At 34.4% G+C, this 17447-nt stretch carries 21 protein-coding genes and 1 riboswitch; of the genes, 6 read left to right on the plus strand and 15 right to left on the minus strand.

The annotated features are described in order from the left end of the window. The first annotated feature begins 249 nt into the window (after positions 1–249). The gene (locus tag M1D73_RS24555; RefSeq protein ID WP_000990094.1) at positions 250–1287 is read left to right on the plus strand and encodes a YdcF family protein; all 1038 of its coding nucleotides are present in this window, start codon (positions 250–252) and stop codon (positions 1285–1287) included. Positions 1288–1474: 187 nt separating this feature from the next. Beyond that, positions 1475–2347: a YitT family protein gene (locus M1D73_RS24560; protein WP_000411246.1), complete on the plus strand. Its 873-nt coding sequence runs from the start codon at positions 1475–1477 to the stop codon at positions 2345–2347. A gap of 216 nt (positions 2348–2563) precedes the next feature. On the opposite strand, the gene M1D73_RS24565 is transcribed toward M1D73_RS24560, so the two are convergent. From M1D73_RS24565 to M1D73_RS24580, 4 genes are all read right to left on the minus strand, one after another. Further along, positions 2564–3382 carry a DUF4247 domain-containing protein gene (locus tag M1D73_RS24565; RefSeq protein WP_000071199.1) on the minus strand — a complete coding sequence of 273 codons (819 nt, stop codon included), beginning with the start codon at positions 3380–3382 and terminating at the stop codon, positions 2564–2566. Between the two features lie 12 nt (positions 3383–3394). Further along, positions 3395–3901, minus strand: coding sequence for a DUF4178 domain-containing protein (locus tag M1D73_RS24570; RefSeq protein WP_071740505.1), 507 nt, complete (start codon positions 3899–3901; stop codon positions 3395–3397). Positions 3902–3922: 21 nt separating this feature from the next. After that, complete coding sequence (locus tag M1D73_RS24575; RefSeq protein WP_000220087.1) at positions 3923–4327, minus strand: DUF350 domain-containing protein; 405 nt, start codon at positions 4325–4327, stop codon at positions 3923–3925. A gap of 80 nt (positions 4328–4407) precedes the next feature. Beyond that, positions 4408–5073: a PspA/IM30 family protein gene (locus M1D73_RS24580; protein WP_000110290.1), complete on the minus strand. Its 666-nt coding sequence runs from the start codon at positions 5071–5073 to the stop codon at positions 4408–4410. 402 nt (positions 5074–5475) lie between these two features. On the opposite strand from M1D73_RS24580, the gene M1D73_RS24585 reads away from it, so the two are divergent. After that, positions 5476–6054, plus strand: a complete 579-nt coding sequence (locus tag M1D73_RS24585) for a lipoprotein BA_5634 family protein (protein WP_000737501.1) — start codon at positions 5476–5478, stop codon at positions 6052–6054. A 36-nt stretch (positions 6055–6090) separates the two neighbouring features. Here the strand turns inward: M1D73_RS24585 and M1D73_RS24590 are convergent, their stop codons facing one another. From M1D73_RS24590 to M1D73_RS24600, 3 genes are read right to left on the minus strand one after another with little or no spacing between them, the layout of a single operon-like run. Next, positions 6091–6261, minus strand: coding sequence for a FeoB-associated Cys-rich membrane protein (locus tag M1D73_RS24590; protein ID WP_000989598.1), 171 nt, complete (start codon positions 6259–6261; stop codon positions 6091–6093). A gap of 16 nt (positions 6262–6277) precedes the next feature. Further along, positions 6278–8266: a ferrous iron transport protein B gene (feoB, locus tag M1D73_RS24595; RefSeq protein ID WP_001044840.1), complete on the minus strand. Its 1989-nt coding sequence runs from the start codon at positions 8264–8266 to the stop codon at positions 6278–6280. Continuing rightward, the gene (locus M1D73_RS24600; RefSeq protein WP_000060512.1) at positions 8263–8490 is read right to left on the minus strand and encodes a FeoA family protein; all 228 of its coding nucleotides are present in this window, start codon (positions 8488–8490) and stop codon (positions 8263–8265) included. Before M1D73_RS24600 ends, feoB begins: the two co-directional genes overlap by 4 nt. A gap of 194 nt (positions 8491–8684) precedes the next feature. Further along, positions 8685–8786: riboswitch (TPP riboswitch) on the plus strand. An 86-nt stretch (positions 8787–8872) separates the two neighbouring features. Here M1D73_RS24600 and thiT point away from each other — a divergent pair. Next, positions 8873–9541 (plus strand): energy-coupled thiamine transporter ThiT, encoded by a 669-nt coding sequence (gene thiT / locus M1D73_RS24605; RefSeq protein WP_001246588.1) that lies wholly within the window; start codon positions 8873–8875, stop codon positions 9539–9541. A gap of 207 nt (positions 9542–9748) precedes the next feature. On the opposite strand, the gene M1D73_RS24610 is transcribed toward thiT, so the two are convergent. From M1D73_RS24610 to M1D73_RS24635, 6 genes are all read right to left on the minus strand, one after another. Then, positions 9749–11602: a sensor histidine kinase gene (locus M1D73_RS24610; protein ID WP_098212820.1), complete on the minus strand. Its 1854-nt coding sequence runs from the start codon at positions 11600–11602 to the stop codon at positions 9749–9751. Next, positions 11599–12288: a response regulator transcription factor gene (locus M1D73_RS24615; protein ID WP_000041848.1), complete on the minus strand. Its 690-nt coding sequence runs from the start codon at positions 12286–12288 to the stop codon at positions 11599–11601. The genes M1D73_RS24610 and M1D73_RS24615 overlap by 4 nt, the downstream gene beginning before the upstream one ends. Before the next feature lie 39 nt (positions 12289–12327). Beyond that, a complete protein-coding gene (locus tag M1D73_RS24620) occupies positions 12328–12948 on the minus strand; it encodes a class D sortase (RefSeq protein ID WP_000771595.1) in 621 nt (206 codons plus the stop codon). An 89-nt stretch (positions 12949–13037) separates the two neighbouring features. After that, positions 13038–13526, minus strand: coding sequence for an LPXTG cell wall anchor domain-containing protein (locus M1D73_RS24625; RefSeq protein ID WP_000746708.1), 489 nt, complete (start codon positions 13524–13526; stop codon positions 13038–13040). A 179-nt stretch (positions 13527–13705) separates the two neighbouring features. Next, positions 13706–14038, minus strand: a complete 333-nt coding sequence (locus M1D73_RS24630; RefSeq protein WP_000415613.1) for a hypothetical protein — start codon at positions 14036–14038, stop codon at positions 13706–13708. 183 nt (positions 14039–14221) lie between these two features. Beyond that, complete coding sequence (locus M1D73_RS24635) at positions 14222–14437, minus strand: hypothetical protein (protein ID WP_002001286.1); 216 nt, start codon at positions 14435–14437, stop codon at positions 14222–14224. Between the two features lie 161 nt (positions 14438–14598). On the opposite strand from M1D73_RS24635, the gene hpt reads away from it, so the two are divergent. Next, positions 14599–15126, plus strand: a complete 528-nt coding sequence (gene hpt, locus M1D73_RS24640) for a hypoxanthine phosphoribosyltransferase (protein WP_001019295.1) — start codon at positions 14599–14601, stop codon at positions 15124–15126. Positions 15127–15209: 83 nt separating this feature from the next. Then, positions 15210–16112, plus strand: a complete 903-nt coding sequence (locus tag M1D73_RS24645) for a diacylglycerol/lipid kinase family protein (protein ID WP_000167902.1) — start codon at positions 15210–15212, stop codon at positions 16110–16112. 41 nt (positions 16113–16153) lie between these two features. Here M1D73_RS24645 and M1D73_RS24650 read toward each other — a convergent pair whose 3' ends face one another. Together M1D73_RS24650 and M1D73_RS24655 are read right to left on the minus strand one after the other, a co-directional pair. Next, positions 16154–16663 carry a DUF2199 domain-containing protein gene (locus M1D73_RS24650; RefSeq protein WP_000830215.1) on the minus strand — a complete coding sequence of 170 codons (510 nt, stop codon included), beginning with the start codon at positions 16661–16663 and terminating at the stop codon, positions 16154–16156. 24 nt (positions 16664–16687) lie between these two features. Next, complete coding sequence (locus tag M1D73_RS24655) at positions 16688–17359, minus strand: DUF7003 family protein (protein WP_001168101.1); 672 nt, start codon at positions 17357–17359, stop codon at positions 16688–16690. Positions 17360–17447 lie beyond the last annotated feature (88 nt).

Below are 17447 nucleotides of genomic sequence, written 5' to 3' on the forward strand. Positions count from 1 at the left end.
TATATTGTAATCCTCTTCATTTGAAAAAAAATATAATATGCACAATTGCATACAAAAAGAAAAAGCACTCTACTGAGTGCCTTTTCAACCATTTTACTTTTAATATATCGCTTTGAATATATTGTAACATACGTATCTATATATTTTATTGAGAAAATTCAAAATCCTTTTTCTTTCATTTTCACTTATAAAATCATGTAATATAAAAGGTATGTCAAATTCTTATACAAGTTGAGGTGTACTATATTTATGATGTATTTCGGAATTATTCCTCTTATATTATTTATTATTTTTCTTATCTCATATTTAAAAGATCCGCGAAAAATAATAAACGGCTTTTTATTTAATGCCTTTATCTGTTTTTTCCTTCTTTTTTGTGTGATTGTATCATTGAACTCAGATAGTGATGTCCTACGCTACATTATATTTTTACCTTTTTTAGCACTTCTCATTATGCTTCCTTTCGGTATTGTTGCTTTAATGTTTGGGCTATTTCTTAATGCTAGAATTTTAATGAAGCGAGAAGGACGACGGTTCACTAACTGTTTAACACTCCTTGCTGCTTTAGGGATGTTATTCTTTATGTTACTCCCTATTATAAATCCAGCAAGTTTGGTTTCATCGCATTTAGAGCCTATTTTTGCAGCTATTTCTCTTATAAGCATATATTTCTTTATACACTTATCTAACTTCTTAAGTGCATATTTTTTATACCAATTCAACAGACCAAGACGTAATCAAGATTTCATCATCGTTCTTGGTAGCGGCTTAATTAATGATAAAGTACCACCTTTACTTGCAAGCCGCATTAATAAAGCGATTGACTTCTATTGGAAACAAGCCGCTGTTAATACACCACCAACAATTATTTTTTCTGGTGGACAAGGTCCAGATGAAGGTCTTCCAGAAGCGGAAGCGATGCAAAGTTACGCTGTTGAAAAAGGAATTCCTCTTGAACATACAGTCCAGGAAAATCGCTCTGTAAACACATATCAAAATATGCTGTTCTCTAAAGAAATTATGGATTCTTTAAAACCAGAAGGTAAATATAAAAGTATTTTTACAACGAATAATTTCCACCTTTTCCGTGCTGGTATATATGCAAGACAAGCCGGTCTTAATAGCCAAGGTATTGGATCAAAAACTGCATTTTATTACTGGCCTAACGCAATGATCCGTGAATATGTTGCGATTGTCGTAATGGGACGCAAGCGCCATATGAAAATATGTGGAACTATTTTAGGTTTCGCTTTATTCGTATCAGTACTTAGTTTTATATTTTCTTAATAGCATCCCATCCTTTGAAAGGATGGGATTTCTTATACTGATTTCAAAAATATTTTAAAGATAATATGGTGATAATATTCCCTGCATACATCCATTAAAGGAGAATTTTTTCAAATTAAATGTTAAAATAAAATTTAGGTGTGAATTACGTAACAAATAAGAAACTAGTTTGAAACGAGGAAATTACATGGAGAAAATTATCAAAAACAAGCCCAATAAGCTAAGAATTGCTTCAAAAGCTTTGATGATTATTATTGGGGCATTTATCACAGCGTACGGATTAGAAGCAGTATTAATTCCAAATAACGTATCAGACGGTGGTGTAACTGGTTTAAGTATCGTTAGTTCAAGATTATTTGGATTGCCATTAGGAGCTCTAATCGCAGTTATTAACATTCCTTTCGTTTGGTTAGGGTATAAGCAAATCGGTAAAAGCTTTGCGATTTATTCTATTATCGGAATTGCTTCATTAGCAGTAGGTACCGTTGTCATGCACGGAATACCAGCTATTATTGAAGGCGATACATTATTAGTTACAGTTGTTGGTGGTATTATCATCGGTTTTGGTATGGGACTAGCATTACGTAACGGTGGGGCATTAGATGGAATCGATATGCTTGCTGTATTGCTTTCTCGTAAGTTACCATTTGGAACGAGTGACCTTATTTTATTCTTAAACATGTTCGTATTTATTTTCGTATCAACGGTATTCGGCCTGCAAGGAGCTATCCTTTCGGCAATTGCTTACTTTATCGCTTCGAAAGTGATTCATATCGTTGAAGTTGGTTTAAGTGGTTCAAAAGCATTTAAAATTATTACAAAAGAGCCTGAATTAATGGTAGAAACAATTCGCGATCGTTTAGGCCGAAGTGCAACATATAACGAAGTATACGGTGGTTATTCAAGAGAGAAGTTTAAAGAAATTTCATGTGTAATTAACCGTTTAGAAGAAAGTAAAATGAAAGAACTTATTAATGAAATCGATCCACACGCCTTTATTACAGTTTATGACGTAGCAGAAGTAAAAGGCGGTAACTTTAAGAAACGTGATATTCATTAATCGTTATGAAAAAGAGGGTGTGCCAAAATTTTGGCACACCCTCTTTTTATTATTAAGTTGCTATCGTTGTCAGTTTTTGTCGGTAAGTCGATATATTTCAATAATCGCTGATATATTTTTATTTCCTCCCTTATGCCTAAATCGTACCACCTGAGAGGAATTAATTCCCATAACAAAAAAAGACCAAAAAGCAAATTCCACTTTTCGGTCTCTACACTATCTTCTCTTCGTAATTTTTCCTGAACCACCGACCCTCGTTTTCGGAGGAGATGTATTCCTTGGCGGCGTTTTAATAGATGATTTCGGCTTCACATCTGATCCGCTTGAACCGCCTGGTGTTTTTGTAATTTTACCCTTGCTTCCAGTAGAAGGTGGGGGCGTCGTATTACTTCCTTTTTCAGTAATACTTCCCTTATCACCTACTGATGGTTTCGAATCTACATTATCGCCTCGCTTAATGATAGACCCTTTCCCTTCCTTCGTAATTGGAGGTGGGGTTTTCTTTTCTTCTTTTGTAGGTGGTCTCTCTGGAATAACTGGTTTATGATTTTGTCTATCGTTATATCCTCGATAATCACCGTATGATGATTTTCGTGAACCGAATATATCGTTTAATATGCTACCCATAATATATCCTTGCAAGAAGGACGGTTGGTAATTTTGACGGACAAATTCTTTATTACTTATTTCAATTAACGTATCAGATGGTTTCTCTTTATCCTTTTGCAGGTTATAAATCTTATCAGAATAAACGAGGAACATTTGATTTTCGTCTTCTTTAGACGCTTGCTGCGGTTCTCTTTCATTAATGAGTTCCTTTGCGACTTCAGGAACTGACCGATTGGCGGCCCTATACACGTAAGATTCTTGTTTACCTTCCTTGGCAACAGATTCAAGTGGATAACGGTCTTGAATCGACTTTGTCTGCCCGCCTTGACAACCTGATAAGGCATAACCAGCAACAACAAGTAATATAACGATAGCAAGTATAGGGATCACAAACGATTTAATCATGGTAAACAATCGGTTTGACATGATTACGCCCCCTTACGTTGCTCTTATAATTTGTACATCAGCAGGAATGATTGCTTCTCCCTCATACATCATTGTGCGACCATTTTGCCATTCAATACGCAATAATTTCCGATTATCTGATTGGAATTCCCATATATACTGTTCTTCTGAAGCTGAGAATGGAGTTTTTCCCATCACAACAACACGTCCGTTATATTGTTCTTCCATATGATACTCGGTATTATCCATTTCAATTGTCGTCGGAATTTCATCAATTGAATCTAAGCGACCATCAATTGGAGTATATAATTTGTAATACGTATTTTCTCGGTCTTCAATTTTTAAATAACGAATATCTTTTCCATCTTGCAATGTCAAAACAATTTCCTTACGCGAATGCATACTCGTTTTCCCAATTAATTCATACATAACTAATGAAACTTCAATCATATCGCCAGGAGCTAACGTTAAAAGACTCTTTTCCGGCTTCGGTGGCTCTGGGCTTTTCATTATATTTTTAATTCGTTTAAATAAACTCATGATCTACCCCTCCTTTTCTCTTTATAAACAAGCACCTAAAATTAGTGCACCAACAATATGTAATGATCCGGCTAACATCGCATGTGCAACGCTACCTTCTTTCGTACCTTCTTCTAAATCAAGACCAGACATTTTCTTTAATACGAATTCGATAAACATTTCTACCACTAATAAAATAACGAAAGAAACTGCTGATGCAAGAAGTGCTTGCCATAAATCATTTGCTTTCGTTATCGATTGAGATAAAATGTACCCTTGTGCAAATAATTTCATAATAAAACGAGTTGTTACAGCTGTATTTCCATTTTTGATTTCTTTTAAATCATTGTATTTTGTAAAAATTGAATCAACCCACATAATTGCAAATAAAAGTACTGCACTCGCTCCAGTCCATACAAGCATGGCAACTACATTCATCCATGTCATTGCAAAACCTCCTCTAAAATATAATAGAAAACCGACATGAATATATTTAGACATGTCGGTTCATTTGTCTTTATTCTATATTATTTCTCATACTGCTTCATAATACGAGCTAATTCATCGTCAACAGCAGAATTTTTGTTTAAGCTTGCGAATTCATCATCTAATGATTTTTCTTTCTTATAAACTTCACCGCTTGCTTCCGCTTCAGCCTCTAATTGAAGGGCTTTCTCTTCCATACGGCTTAAACCAGCTTTTGCTGAGTTTGAATCAAATCCAGACATCGCCTGATTAATATTCTTTTGTGCTTTCGCCGCATTTACACGCGCTACAAGTGTTTCACGTTTATTTTTCAGCTCATTTAATTGCTTACGCATTTCTTCTAGCTTTAGGCGCAGGTTATCAGCAGCAGCTTTATTTTGCTCGTAGCTTGCTTTATACTCATTCATTTTTTGCTCTGCATTTTGTTTTTCTTCTAATGCACGACGCGCAAGATCTAAGTTATTAGCTTGAACAGCCGTATGAGCCTGCTCTTCACGTTTTTTCACAAGTGCTTCTTGCTCTTCAAATAATATTTTGAATTTCTTCTCAAGTGCGATTTGAGCTGCTACACTTTTCTCAGCCTCTTGTACATCGGCTTGCATATCGCGTAAATATTGATCAGTCATCTTAACTGGATCTTCCGCTTTTTCAATTAACGAATACACATTTGACATTGTTAAATCTCTTAATCGTTTAAATACAGACATCTAAATTCCTCCTATGATATACCTCATATTTCAAATTCACTACTTGGAAAACTGAAAAATCTCCCTTTACAGTAAAGAATATTCATTTTACAGCCTATGTGTTTATTATAACAAAACTAATATGTCCTTACATGTTATTTCCAAAATACATCCATTATAATATGACATTCTATATACAATATTGTATTTCTAATATATTCTCATTATCCCTCTTTGAAATTAACTTACTTTTGTGCAATTTCACTAAATTACATAAGTGTAATGTTACTGTAAGCTAACTCGATAGTTGCATTCCGATATTTCTTATACACTAATACCAGAAGCAACAAACAAGCTTCTTCACATGTAAGCACTAATACAAAAATTGTATTTACTATAAAACATATAAAAGGAGAAATCATCATGAAAAAATTAGTAGGAATCGGATTAGCAGCAGCAATTTCACTTGGAGCATTATCAGGTTGTTCTTTATTAGGAGAGAAAGCGAACGGCTTTGTACTGTACGGATCAGAAGAACAAGTTCAGCAAATTACAGATAAAAACAAAAAAGAAGTGAAAGAAAAAGACTTCTATAAAATGAAAATGACAACATTAGATGGTAAAAAAGTTCTTGTAATGGATAAGAAAACTGGTGAAGAACTAGTGAAAAAAGAGTTACTTAGCAAAGTTGATGAAAAAGACAACACGAAACCACTTGATAAATTACCAGCTGTAACAACAGAACAAGGTGTATTATTTGCAAAAGAAAAAGTAGAAAATGCTGCACTTGATGGGGCAAAATTAAAATATGAAGGCAACACAATTATCGGAAGTGGTCGTGCATATACAGATATGTATGCGATTGTCGATGACGCAACTTACAGCAATGTAAAAGGTGATGAAAAATCTGTAGGTGTATTAAAATTTGATAAAGACCCAAGTAAAGAATTCCCTGGTTACAAAGGCGTAGAAGCTTCTCAACTTGTAAAAATTAAAAAGTAAAACAAAAAAGCTTTGCGAAATTCGCAAAGCTTTTTTCTATTTATTATGAGCAATTTGCTCCATATCCGGGCTACAAGTTTGCGACTGACATGACTTATTTAAAGAACATGCCGCGCATTTTCCTTTTTTACTTCTCTTTACAAAATTAACTAACGTATATGCTGCATAACCAAAAATGATAGCTCCAATTATAATATTGACCATCATCACAATACATCTCCTTCTAGAATCCGAGTAAGGATCCAACTTGGTATATAATGAGCGTTAATACATAAGCAACTACGAGTGGATAAACGACTGAGAAAATCGTCCACTTCGCTGATCCTGTTTCACGTTTAATAACAGCTACCGTCGCTAAACACGGAACATATAATAAAATAAAGAACATAAATGCATAAGCTGATAATGCTGTATAATGTGCTCCCATTACATTTCCAAGCACATCTTCTTTAACTGCATAAATAATTGCCATTGTAGAAACGACAACTTCCTTCGCTAAAAATCCTGTTAAAAGGGATGCTGCAGCTTGCCACGTTCCGAAGCCGAGCGGTGCAAATAATGGTGCGATAAATCCACCAATCATCGCTAAGTAGCTATCTCCCATATCAACGCCGAATCCTGATGGACCTGCATAGTTTAATAACCAAATAACAACCGAACCACCAAAGATGAATGTACCAGCTTTACGAACAAATCCCTTTCCTTTCTCCCACGTGCTTAGCCATAATGTTTTTGCTTGTGGCACACGGTAAGGCGGTAATTCAATTACGAAAATAGACTTTTCCGCTTTCAAAATTGTAAGAGACATAATTTTTGTAACTAATAACGCAAGAACAATCCCTGCAACATATAAAGAAAATACAACAGTCGCCTGACTATGCGGGAAAAATACGCCCGCAAATAATGCATATACAGGTAATCGTGCTGAACAAGACATAAATGGTGTTACTAAAATGGTAAGTAAACGTTCTTTTTCCTGTTCAATCGTTCTCGCAGCCATGATACCTGGAACGTTACATCCAAAACCGATAATCATCGGAATAAAAGCTTTTCCGTTTAAGCCGAAAAACTCCATAATTCTATCCATAACAACTGCAATTCGCGCCATATACCCTGAGTCTTCTAATAATGAAATAAAAAAGAATAGTGCAAAGATTTGTGGTACGAATACTAATACAGCACCAACACCGGCAATAATACCTTCTGTAACTAGTGCTTGAATAAAATCAGAAGCTCCAATACTTGTAAGTCCAGCCGTCACCCAATCCGTAAGCTGGCCACCAAAAAACTCATCTAACATATCCGATAAAGGTGTACCAATCCACGTAAACGTAACCTGAAAAATAAAAAACATAACTGCTAAAAAGATTGGAAGTCCTAAAATTTTATGTGTAATTAATCTATCAATTTTTTCTGAAAAAGGAATTTTTCCTTCTTTCTCATGCTTCATAACATTTGTTTTTAACTTTTCAATATACGCTTCACGAGTTTTGTAAATGTGCTCTTCTAACGTACAATCAAGTCTTCCTTCTAAGCGAGATCGAATGGCTATGAGTTCCTTATAAATTGGTAATGCTTTCATTTCTTTTTCTACTACTTCGTTATTGCTTAAAAATTGAAGTGCTAACCATCTCGGATGCTCGTAATTCGCTGTCTCTAAAAGAGCAATTACTTCTCCAATTCCTTCATCCATTTGTACACCATATGAAATAAGGAATGGCTTTTTCTCTTTTTTGTCATTTTCTTTAAGAGTCGTAAGCAGTTCTTCACAGCCTTTTCCACTTCTTGCAACAACAGGAACGACTGTTACACCTAATAGCTCTGATAATCGTTTTACATCAATGACAATTCCTCTTTGCTTCGCCACATCAACCATGTTTAAACCAATTGAGACTGGCTTACCAAATTCAAGTAACTGCAACGTTAAATGCATATTTCTTTCAAACTGCGAGGAATCTACGATATTTAACATATGATTAAATTCTTCTGTTAATAGAAAGTTTGTTACAACACCTTCATCACGTGAAACTGGATTTAAATCATAAACACCTGGTAAATCAATTAATGTTCCTTGTCTATCTTTTAATTTACCAACCTTTTTTTCTACTGTTACACCGCTCCAGTTTCCTACGTATTCATAAGAACCAGTAAGTGCATTAAATAATGATGTCTTCCCTGTATTCGGATTCCCTAGCAAAGCTACCTTATTCACGCTAATTCCACCTTTATCATTTTCGCGTCACAATGACGAATACTAATTAACTGTCCACGACACTCCAATGTACAAGGACCTTTGAACATCGCTTTCTGTTTCAGGCGAAGTTCGCTTCCTTCAGCAAGACCGAAAGCAGCTAGTCTACGCTTTAATAGCTGATCTAAAGACTGAATACTTTTTACTAACACTTTCTCTCCAATTTTAATATCTACTAAGCTCATAACCTTCCCCCTCAGAAGAGAATGATAATTATTTTCAAAAAAATTATACCACACCCAATTTCTCTTGTACTATACCCTTTTGCTTCATATTTATTAACATTTCGCTACAATTCTATTTCAATTATTGTCATACTGTATTCGTTTGCCATTCTCATCCATTTCGCTTACAATAAACAATAACAAATAAAGAATTTCGTTATCACTGGGGGAGCCATGCCGCTGAGAGGGAACACTTCGTTCCGACCCTTCGAACCTGTTAGTTAATGCTAACGCAGGGATTGTGCAAACGTCCGAAATACATACCTCATTTTTATTTACGTATTTCGTATCCTCCTATGATATCTATTCTTTTTTGTACAACTTGGATTTAGGGGGAGACAACATGCGTAACACCAATTTACAAGCGATGATCGAATCTGCTATTCTTGCAGCCTTCGCCATGATTATCGATATTTTACCATTATCACTTAAACTTCCAACAGGCGGTTCTATCTCATTCGCTATGATTCCTATTTTTATTATTGCTTACCGCTGGGGCTTTAAATCAGCTTTCTTAGGCGGTTTAGTTTGGGGACTATTACAAATTGTCGTGGGAGATGCTTATATTTTAACACCTGTTCAAGCATTCATTGAGTACTTCATTGCCTTTGCTTTTATCGGATTTGCTGGCTTATTCTATCGTCCAATTCAAAAAGCACTTTTAACATCCAATGAAAATAGCTTAGAACAATCAAATTTAGGTAACCGTAAAGACAAACCTTCATCAAAACAAAATCAGGGTAAGAAAGTCCTTGCTTATATTATCCTTGCTACATTTATCGGTAGCTTTGCTCGCTATTTCTGCCACTTTATTGCCGGCATTATTTTCTGGGGACAATATGCGCCGAAAGGTCAATCGGCTGTGTTATATTCATTAATCGTAAATGGAAGTACAATGCTTGGTTCTTTTATTTTATGTACCGTTTTACTTATATTTTTATTTATCACTTCACCACGCTTATTCAAGAGCATCAGTGCTTATCAAATGAATACACAAAAAAAGGGCGCTTAATGAGCGCTCTTTTTTCATATCGTAATATCAATTAAAAATACAATAAATGCGCAAAAGAAAATAAATACCATTATACTTAGCCAATTGCTATGCACGGTTCATCGACTCCTTACATAACCTCATTTTCTAAACAAATTATACTGATTAAAAATAAAGATTAGGTAAAGATAATATGAAAATAAATTAAAAAAGCATAGATCATATTGTCTACGCTTTTTTCGGTAAATAGAAATAAAATAATACACCATCTTCTGTATTTTCTGCCCCATATTCAGCATCATGTAGTTCTAAAATATTCTTTGAAATAGCAAGCCCAAGCCCCGTCCCACCTTGTGAACGCTGACGAGCTGTATCCACGCGATAAAAACGATCCCAAATTTTATCTAATTGCTCTTCTTCAATATGAGTACCTTTATTTTCAATGCACACTTTTATACGATTCTTCTCATCTATTGTAGAAATAATAATATCCTCTTTATTTGGTGTATATCGTATAGCATTCGTAATGAAGTTCACGATGACTTGTTCAATCCGGCCTTGATTTGCAATCACTTCAAATGAACTTATATTTTTATGAATATGAAGTTCTTTTTTCTCTATTTCCACAGATAGATGTTCACATATACCTTCAATTACTGTATCAATATAAAACGAAGCTTTTTTCATTTTATATGTACCAGATTCAAATTTAGCTAACTCAAGCATATCCAAAATTAACGTATCCATTTTGTCTACTTCTCTCTCCATTGCCTGAAAATAATACTCTTTTTTATGTTCAGCTACCCCGTCTTTTAAAATAGAAATACAGCTTTTCATAATACTTAGCGGTGTTTTTAATTCATGTGAAACACCAGAAATGAATTCTTTTCGCGTCTTTTCTAACTTTCTTTCCTTTTCAATATCTTCTTCTAACTGTCCAATATGCGAATGGAGTTTATTTGATAGCACATTAATATTTTTCGATAAATCTCCAATTTCATCTTTCGAAGTAATCGGTATTTTTTCTGTGAAGTCTAAATGCGCTATTTTCTTTGTTGTATCATTTATTTTCAATAATGGCTTTGCAATTTGTTTTGAGTAATAGAACGAAGCTAAAAAAATAAGAACGACTACAAATGCAATGATATAGATATAATAATCTTGCACCATTTGTACAGCTTCATCTACCGGCTGTAAAGAAGCCATCGCATAAATATATGTTACCGATCCGTCTTTTTCTTTTATTGGTTTCATTAATAATTTATATTTTATATCATTCTTTTCGTAGTCCATTGTCTTTGTTGAATACTCTATTTGATTACTCTCTTTTAGTAACACATCCGTTTGAAATTCTTTTATACTATCCAAAAATAAAGTGTTTTTATAAATTGGATTTACGGGGCCTTTTACATCTGGAAACTGTACTTTCGTAACACGCCCTCCTATGTAAACATCTGGTTCTTGAGCAACTTGCTCCCGAACAGCCGGCTTCTTTTCCTTACCAACTTGTTCCACAGCTGCTTTCTTTTTCTCCTCATTTAATTTACTCATTTTCTCATTAAATGCTTTTTCTAACGGTTTATTAGATCCGCTTAAATTCTGCTTAGATAAAGAAAAAGAGAATGGAATAAAACTATCTTCTTTTCTCACTCCAGAAAAATAAATTTCTTGCCCTAAAAAATGCTCCGATAATTTATTATCAATCTCCTCTATATTGACGAGATTGCCTAAAGGAATTTTAAATATTTGTTGTCCAAAGCTCTTTTGTTGCCTACGATCTATCGTTACCTCAAAATAAAAATCATCTGCATGTTTTAAATTCCCGTTCTTATCTAATGTCGTAATCCACGTATTATTTTCTCTTAAAAAGTCTTGCTCTAGTTTCTGAATTTCTTCTGTATTTCCTGCATGATTTAAATAGTTCTTCTCAAAGGAATTTAAATTCACTTTAATATCTTCCACTTTTCGATTCGCATAATATTGTTTAAAAAATATCGTTTGTCCAATAAATATCGTCGCTAAAATTAACATGCATAATGCTGTTGTAAGAGTAAATAATTTTAGTACAATTCCATTCCTCATACATTGCCCTCAAATTTATAACCTGTGCGTACTACAGTTGTAATATACTTTGCTTTCTCTCCTAATTTATTTCTTAAATTACGAATATGGCTATTCACCGTTCGATCATCGCCAGCAAATTCATATCCCCAAATTCTTGAAATGAGTTGCTCTCGCGTTAAAACGATTCCTTGATTTTTCATGAAATACACCAATATTTCAAACTCCGTATGCGTTAAACTAACATCTGCCTCATCAACAGTAACAGTACGCGACGGAAAATGGACATGGATGCCATGAATCGATAACGTATCATCTTCGTTCTCTAAAGGTTTCTTCGATGCTTTTCTACTTTCTAATAATCGTTTCGCTCTTGCTAATAAAATTGGCGGACTATACGGCTTCGTCACATAGTCATCTGCCCCAAGTTCAAAACCGAGTAACGTATCGTCTTCATCTACGCGCGCCGTCAGCATAATAATAGGCACCTCGGACGTCTTTCGAATTCTTCGGCAAACAGACCATCCATCGAGTTCTGGCAACATAATATCTAAAATAACTAAATCAACCTCTTCTTCTTCAAATACAACTAAAGCCTCTTTCCCGTCCCTCGCTTCAAACACTACATATTGCTCACTTAAAAAATAATCTTTTAATATTTCACGTAATATGTCTTCATCTTCAACAATTAAAATATTTTTTGACATAATTTATATATCCCCCTCCCGCTTTCAGAAACTATAATTTCACTTTGAATAACTGCCAGTTAACTTCGCCTCGATAATATATCTATCTGGTGCATTCCCTATATAATTAAATGGGTAACAAGTTGTCAGTGTTAATATCGGTTCTTCTTTTTTTATAATAACAGTACGATCATCCGCATGAGTAATCCATGTCTTTTGAATTTCATATGTGTACGTTTTATTATCATACTCTAAAACAAGGGTATCCTTTTCTTTCAACTCTCCTAAATCTGTAAATACAGTATCTCGATGTCCACTTAGTACAGTATGTCCCCCTCCAGATGGAGTTGTCGTTAAATCACTAACGAACATACCCACTCCTTTTTTCAAAGTCGTATCATCCGCTCCCCAATATATAGAAAACTTCTTCTTTATTTTTGGTATGTTTAACATCGCTACCTTTTCTCCTTCTTTATGTTCTGTTTGAGAAGAAGGCACTTGAGAAGTTACAGGTGTTTCACGAGAAAGTTGAGTATCTTGTATATTTTTAAGACTCTTTATTTCTTCTGCAGTTAATTGCCCGGCAGAGCTTCTTCCTTTATACCATTCCACAGCATAATAGGATCCCATGAATAGCCCTATAGCCATCAATATGATACCGATATAATTGAGTAACTTCATTCTTCATTCCTCCATGCCAAAAATGGTAGGAGTAACCTACCATTTTTAATATATGAAATTATCCCATTCTTTATAGGAAAATATTTTATTTACGCTTTAATCTTATTGCGACGATTCAAACCAAATAATGTACCTACCGCTACAAGACATGCACTTAATCCCATCATTGCTACATTATTTGATGCTGTATTTGGTAATTTTTCACCTTGTACAACTGGCTTTGCTACTTCTTTTTTAGCTACTTCATTCTTTTGCTCGGCTTTTATCGCTGCTTCTTTTTTTGCCATATCGTTTTTTAACTGTTCTTGCGCTATTCTCTTTTTCTCTTCTTCACTTTTTTTCTCAGCTTTTATTGCTTCCTCTTTTTTAGCCATATCACTTTTTTCTTGTACTTGCGCTGCTTGCTTTTTCTCCTCATCACTCTTTTGCTGTTCCTTAATTGCTTCTTCTTTTTTAGCTTTATCTTGTTGCACTTGCGCTTCTTCCTTTGTTACTGTTCCAGTATCTGCACTCGCTACTGAAGAATATCCTACTGTTAAAAGTGCCATTGCACAAATTGGTAATAGTCTCTTTTTCATTTTCATTCTCTCCTTATATTTTATTCACATCAACTCGCACCGGATGTATTACTAGAATAAGCAAGAGATATAAATATAAGATGCAGATGAAATATATTTCATTTAAAGATTTCATTGTAGAAAAAGAAAAAAACATCGCAATATGTACGATGTTTTTTTCGGGTGTGTGTCTCAATTATTTACATGTTACTTTCGCGTGATTTGGAAGTAGAACGGGCTGGAGCGATAACTAATTGTCTCGGCTCAGTTTTCTTGAAGTGATTTTTGACGTTACACTTACGACGTTGAACAACCCACGCTTTAATAGGGTTTGTTAAAATAATCTTTTGCTCTTCGTTAGGGGCCTCTTCTTCAAACCTACAACTCTCGCTCCATTTATTCCATTTCATTGTAAATTTAGAAGAAGAATGATCATCTTCACGATCAAACAAGTGCAAAAAATCCATTTTTCCATCTAGCATTACGGTGTTACTAGTCGCTAAAAAAGAAAAGGTCGTCCAACGTTTCTCCATGCCCTCCTACTCCTTTTTCACATATAGAGTGCCTAAAACTTAATTTACCTAAAATATGCTTGCCTTTTACCTTACACCCATAGTTTATCCAAAATGCTATTATGCAACTATCGATTTGCCTTACAACTACCTTACATTTTTGTAAGAAACAAAAAAACCTTCACTCTATATAATGAAGGTTTCTTACTTTTTATCTATATGATCTCTCATATCATCAAGTCCAGCTTCTTTTAGCTGCGACATCATACCGTGCGAAATTGCTCCTAACACTAAAGTCATTCCAATTAATGAAATACGAATCGCAGGTACATCAATTACGTAAGCCAACAGGCCAAGAACAATTGTTAAAAGTAATGCTTTTATAAATGTTACACTTGTGTACTGTTTCTTCTTCATCATATTCACCCTTTATGGAAGCGTTTTCTCAATATACTTAGTATATCATATCATCAGATGATTTTGTCGTTGTCTTTGTAAAAAATTACTATCTTCTTTGACTTTTTCTATTCTATCCTTTACAGTCGAAATGTTCGCAAGTTTTACACTGTAGGAGGATTACAATGAATATTGAAATAAAAGACACTTTAATTTCTGAAGAACAATTACAAGCAAAAGTGAAAGAATTAGCACTTCAAATCGAACGTGACTTTGAAGGAGAAGAAATCGTAGTTATCGCCGTATTAAAAGGTTCATTCGTATTTGCTGCTGATTTAATTCGTCACATCAAAAACGATGTAACAATTGACTTCATTTCTGCATCTAGTTACGGAAATCAAACAGAAACGACAGGAAAAGTGAAACTACTAAAAGATATCGACGTAAACATTACTGGAAAAAACGTAATTGTTGTAGAAGATATTATCGATTCTGGTTTAACACTTCATTTCTTAAAAGACCACTTCTTTATGCATAAACCAAAGGCACTTAAGTTCTGTACGCTACTTGATAAACCAGAACGCCGTAAAGTGGACTTAACAGCTGAATATGTTGGCTTCCAAATTCCAGACGAATTCATCGTTGGATACGGTATCGACTGTGCTGAGAAATATCGTAACTTACCATTTATCGCTTCAGTTGTAACGGAGTAATATAATAAAATAAGCTTCCATTAATTACTGATGGAAGTTTATTTTCTATCACGATTCGTAAAAGACAAAGGGAGAGAATAAAAATGACAAAGACAAAATTTGAAAAAGTACTCCTCATCGTAAATCCGAAAGCTGGTCAAGGTGACTTACATACAAATTTAACAAAAATCGTACCACCTCTTGCCGCAGCTTTTCCTGATCTACATATCCTTCATACGAAAAAACAAGGTGATGCAACAAAATATTGCCAAGAGTTTGCTAGTAAAGTAGATTTAATTATCGTCTTTGGTGGTGATGGAACAGTATTTGAATGCACAAATGGCTTAGCACCTCTCGAAACTAGACCTACACTTGCAATCATTCCAGGTGGAACTTGCAATGACTTCTCTCGCACACTTGGTGTTCCGCAAAACATTGCAGAAGCAGCAAAACTTATCACAAAGGAACACGTAAAACCAGTTGACGTTGCAAAAGCAAATGAACAACATTTCTTAAACTTCTGGGGCATTGGACTCGTATCTGAAGTATCAAACAATATCGATGCAGAAGAAAAAGCAAAGCTTGGTAAAATCGGTTACTATTTAAGCACAATTCGAACTGTCAAAAATGCTGAAACATTCCCGGTAAAAATTACTTATGACGGACAAGTATATGAAGACGAAGCTGTCCTTGTCATGGTTGGAAATGGTGAATATCTTGGTGGTATTCCATCCTTTATTCCGAACGTAAAATGTGATGACGGAACACTTGATATTTTCGTAGTCAAATCAACAGGTATTCAAGCATTTAAAGATTACATCGGAAAGAAACTATTCGAGGATTCAAATGAAAATGACATCTTCCACGTAAAAGCAAAATCCATTCATATTGAAACGAAAGAAGAAAAAGAAGTAGATACAGATGGAGAAAGTTCGCTTCATACACCTTGTCACATTGAATTATTACCAGGACACTTTACGATGATTTATAATCCTGCGGTTGTGTAAAGAAAAAAACGAGTGCTAGCACTCGTTTTTTCTCTTCTAATCTAGCTATGTCGTTGAATCATTTCTTGTATTTCTTTAACTCTCTCTAAAGTAATTCCATTTCTTTGTTCGATTGCTAAAGGATGCTCGGTTGGCTCTAATTCAACATACGGTGCCGTTCCAACTTCTCTTATATGTACATTTGTTTTTAAATTTAATGTTTCTGGATAAAATGGTATTTCTACAGATAACCAACCAAAATAAGGATCACTATTTTCTCGGCCTCTCTCATCCCACTTTTTTAATACTTCATCATAACTTTCTTTACTAAGTGATACCCACACAGTCCATATGAAGTTTTCGTGGTAGTCAATGATAGGAATCTCTAAACAACCTCTAATAAAGTAATGCTCATCGTCCATTACGCAAAGTTCTGATGTTAAATGGAAGCGTTCCTCTCTTTCATGGGGCGCTACCTCGTAATAATAATATGGTGCTTCACTTCCGTAGCATAGAGGTAGTGCAAAACGATGCATTTGTACTTTTTCTCCGGATTTTCTTCTTCTTTTCATTTATTATTCTTTCTCCTATCCTTTTCAGTCACAATCAAACGCTACCCAATTTCTCCAATGCGTGTTAGAATCCTTCTTCACAATAATACGTGGATCTTTCTTCTCTATTGCAGCTGCTACTGATTGGAAGAATTCATTTTCACTTACTTTTTCGTCTTCAACATGTTTCCATTCTTCCGTTTCATACGCTAGTTCCCAATTACCTTCTAAACCGAACTCTTCTAAAATCTCTTCTTTACTCCACCATAATAATGTTCTAACTTCTTCATTAGTAGCAAGCATACGCATAAAGTATGTTGGATAATGCTCTGTCGTTTGTACTTCTATTCCATTATTTATATAATCCTCTTCTGTAAATTCATATTCAAAATGCTGCTCACGAATTTTTAAACTGCCGTTATAAATATTCGGCATAAATTCACCTTCATCATTAAATAACTCATAATTGCCATCATTTAATTGTAAAATGCAATCATCACCCATTGAATGAGTAATTCTATCTCCATATACTTGAATATCATTACATACACCTAATGAACCTACACCAACAAGTTGAAACACCATTAACCAATCCTTAGTATCTTTAAAGAAAAGAGAGAATTTCACTTGCGAAATATCCATATATTCATTATCAAAGGCAGGAAATTCATAGTTACTTTGCTTTTTATCTAATAGTTTTAAAATATCTTTTTGCATATGTATCATCTTCACCCCGATATAAACAAAAATATTTTTTTAATTTCACTAGAGTATAACATAACCATACTTACCTGTGACATTCTAA

It is taken from the genome of Bacillus sp. PK3-067, from assembly GCF_056738645.1.

Excerpts from the sequence above, each read along its gene's own strand:
- M1D73_RS24560 (WP_000411246.1), top strand. The coding sequence starts at position 1,475 with ATGGAGAAAATTATCAAAAACAAGCCCAATAAGCTAAGAATTGCTTCA.
- M1D73_RS24565 (WP_000071199.1), bottom strand. The coding sequence starts at position 3,382 with ATGTCAAACCGATTGTTTACCATGATTAAATCGTTTGTGATCCCTATA.
- M1D73_RS24600 (WP_000060512.1), bottom strand. The coding sequence starts at position 8,490 with ATGAGCTTAGTAGATATTAAAATTGGAGAGAAAGTGTTAGTAAAAAGT.
- M1D73_RS24610 (WP_098212820.1), bottom strand. The coding sequence starts at position 11,602 with ATGAGGAATGGAATTGTACTAAAATTATTTACTCTTACAACAGCATTA.
- M1D73_RS24580 (WP_000110290.1), bottom strand. The coding sequence starts at position 5,073 with ATGTCTGTATTTAAACGATTAAGAGATTTAACAATGTCAAATGTGTAT.
- hpt (WP_001019295.1), top strand. The coding sequence starts at position 14,599 with ATGAATATTGAAATAAAAGACACTTTAATTTCTGAAGAACAATTACAA.
- thiT (WP_001246588.1), top strand. The coding sequence starts at position 8,873 with ATGCGTAACACCAATTTACAAGCGATGATCGAATCTGCTATTCTTGCA.
- M1D73_RS24585 (WP_000737501.1), top strand. The coding sequence starts at position 5,476 with ATGAAAAAATTAGTAGGAATCGGATTAGCAGCAGCAATTTCACTTGGA.
- M1D73_RS24615 (WP_000041848.1), bottom strand. The coding sequence starts at position 12,288 with ATGTCAAAAAATATTTTAATTGTTGAAGATGAAGACATATTACGTGAA.
- M1D73_RS24620 (WP_000771595.1), bottom strand. The coding sequence starts at position 12,948 with ATGAAGTTACTCAATTATATCGGTATCATATTGATGGCTATAGGGCTA.
- M1D73_RS24635 (WP_002001286.1), bottom strand. The coding sequence starts at position 14,437 with ATGATGAAGAAGAAACAGTACACAAGTGTAACATTTATAAAAGCATTA.
- M1D73_RS24655 (WP_001168101.1), bottom strand. The coding sequence starts at position 17,359 with ATGCAAAAAGATATTTTAAAACTATTAGATAAAAAGCAAAGTAACTAT.
- M1D73_RS24575 (WP_000220087.1), bottom strand. The coding sequence starts at position 4,327 with ATGACATGGATGAATGTAGTTGCCATGCTTGTATGGACTGGAGCGAGT.
- M1D73_RS24625 (WP_000746708.1), bottom strand. The coding sequence starts at position 13,526 with ATGAAAAAGAGACTATTACCAATTTGTGCAATGGCACTTTTAACAGTA.
- M1D73_RS24590 (WP_000989598.1), bottom strand. The coding sequence starts at position 6,261 with ATGATGGTCAATATTATAATTGGAGCTATCATTTTTGGTTATGCAGCA.
- M1D73_RS24630 (WP_000415613.1), bottom strand. The coding sequence starts at position 14,038 with ATGGAGAAACGTTGGACGACCTTTTCTTTTTTAGCGACTAGTAACACC.
- M1D73_RS24570 (WP_071740505.1), bottom strand. The coding sequence starts at position 3,901 with ATGAGTTTATTTAAACGAATTAAAAATATAATGAAAAGCCCAGAGCCA.
- M1D73_RS24555 (WP_000990094.1), top strand. The coding sequence starts at position 250 with ATGATGTATTTCGGAATTATTCCTCTTATATTATTTATTATTTTTCTT.
- M1D73_RS24645 (WP_000167902.1), top strand. The coding sequence starts at position 15,210 with ATGACAAAGACAAAATTTGAAAAAGTACTCCTCATCGTAAATCCGAAA.
- M1D73_RS24650 (WP_000830215.1), bottom strand. The coding sequence starts at position 16,663 with ATGAAAAGAAGAAGAAAATCCGGAGAAAAAGTACAAATGCATCGTTTT.